The sequence below is a fragment of the Citrobacter sp. S55_ASV_140 genome (assembly GCF_018919505.1).
Classification (GTDB): Bacteria; Pseudomonadota; Gammaproteobacteria; order Enterobacterales; family Enterobacteriaceae; genus Citrobacter; species Citrobacter werkmanii.
In genome coordinates, this window is the sequence record NZ_JAHLQZ010000363.1 from 1 (window position 1) to 1805 (window position 1805).

A 1805-nucleotide genomic window follows, 5' to 3' on the forward strand; every position below is an offset into this window, starting at 1 on the left:
GTATTTGCCATGGGATGGTTCCTTCGGAAAGATGTTTCGTTGTCTGCACAATATTTTCCGTGGCGCTTTTACACAAATACCGTTTACCGGATAGTTAGTAGATCAAAAAAGTTTATTTTAATGACCTGTTAAATAATGATTAATTAACATGAGATGTAGCGGGCTGGCTTTTTATTTTTTTGGGTAAGTGTGATACTGGCGATACGTTAAACCACGGGTGATGATGATGGATTTAAAGCGCTTACGGTATTTTTGTCGGGTGGTGGAACAAGGGTCGGTCAGCCAGGCGGCGAAATCGTTGAACATGGCGCAACCCCCCCTCAGCAAGCGGATTCAGGAGCTGGAAGAAGAACTTCAGGTCTCGCTCTTTGTTCGCCGTGGAAATCGTATTGAACCCACGGAGGCCGGTTTTTTTCTCTATCGCAAAGGATGTGAAATATTACGTCAGGTGGAGGATATCGCCAGGGAAACGACAGATATTGCACAAAAAAACAGAGCCGAATTAAGAATAGGTTTAACTCATCTCTACCAGAACTATTTTAAAGCACTGTTGATGGAACTTTACCGACGTAATCCGGATACGGCGATCAATATTTCTGTTACCGACTCCAGCCATCTTGAAACATTATTAACGGAAGGGGGAATCGATATTGCTTTAATACAGCGTCCCTATCGTAGTGAAGGCTTTGATTATGTGTCGTTTGATCCGATTAAGCTGGTGGCGGTAATTAATAAAAAATGCCTGCCGGGCCCTCCTGCAAACCCCTATAACTACACTGCGCTGGCGGAGATGCCGTTGGTGTTGCTACATCGGGCAAAGGATTCAGGGACTTACGAGATGCTGATGGATCTGTTTCGTAAATCCGGAGTAAGCGCAAAAGTGATCATGCATATTACGCAACCGGGGGTCATTCTCGACTGGCTGGAGTCCGGCCTTGAGGCTGCGACGTTATTACCGTCTTCGGAAGTCGATGCTGATAAACTTAGCCAATGTTACGTGGTAGACGTTTTTCCTTCGCCACAAATATTTTATCCTGCGCTGGTGAAATTACCCTCTATGCCTTATCTACCCGCGTTAATGGATATTATCGCACAGGGATATCCGTTTAACCCTACCGATTGAAGCGTAGCGATTGGGGATCGTCCGGCTGGCTGGTATGATAATGACCTCTGATTTCGAGGTAAACGTTGTGTTGAGTGCAGAATGGCTGATGAATAAACGTTTTTATATCACGATAATGTTGGTGAGCAGCCTGATCCTGGCAGGGTGTTCCAGTTCATCTGATTCCGGTTCCACGTATACTGTGAAGCGCGGTGATACGCTGTACGCCATTTCACGCTCTACTGGCACCAGCGTTCGGGATCTCGCCCGTCTGAACAACATTTCCCCCCCTTATACCATTGAGGTGGGGCAAAAGCTGAAGCTTAACGGTGATGCGAAAACCAGTACAACAGCGCGTAAAGCAACCGCGAAATCCTCGAGCAAATCTTCTACCAAAACGGCTGCCGTCAGACCGTCTTCTTCTGTACCTCAGTCGTCCTGGCCGCCGGTAGGACAACGCTGCTGGCAGTGGCCTGCCAGCGGTAAGGTTATTCTGCCTTATTCCACGGCGGACGGCGGTAATAAGGGCATTGATATTTCTGCTGCGCGCGGTACGCCGATTTATGCGGCCGGAGCCGGGAAAGTGGTCTATGTCGGCAATCAACTGCGGGGCTATGGCAACCTCATCATGATTAAGCACAGTGAGGATTACATCACTGCCTATGCGCATAATGACACCATGCTGGTGAACAACGGTCAAAAC

At 47.8% G+C, this 1805-nt stretch carries 3 protein-coding genes; 2 read left to right on the forward strand and 1 reads right to left on the reverse strand.

What is annotated here, in order from left to right:
• Nucleotides 1-171: 171 nt before the first annotated feature.
• On the reverse strand, nt 172-306 hold the full coding sequence (locus KQJ18_RS24915; protein WP_255366011.1) for a hypothetical protein: 135 nt from the start codon (nt 304-306) through the stop codon (nt 172-174).
• On the opposite strand from KQJ18_RS24915, the gene KQJ18_RS23780 reads away from it, so the two are divergent.
• Together KQJ18_RS23780 and KQJ18_RS23785 are read left to right on the forward strand one after the other, a co-directional pair.
• On the forward strand, nt 263-1123 hold the full coding sequence (locus tag KQJ18_RS23780; RefSeq protein WP_346014730.1) for a LysR family transcriptional regulator: 861 nt from the start codon (nt 263-265) through the stop codon (nt 1121-1123). The two genes, KQJ18_RS24915 and KQJ18_RS23780, sit on opposite strands and share 44 nt — an antisense overlap.
• An 88-nt stretch (nt 1124-1211) precedes the next feature.
• On the forward strand, nt 1212-1805 hold a 594-nt coding region (locus tag KQJ18_RS23785; protein WP_216422923.1), incomplete at its 3' end, for a peptidoglycan DD-metalloendopeptidase family protein.

What these genes read in the sequence shown, in the direction of transcription:
- KQJ18_RS24915 (WP_255366011.1), bottom strand. Translation starts at nt 306, where the DNA reads ATGTTCAACGATTTCGCCGCCTGGCTGACCGACCCTTGTTCCACCACC.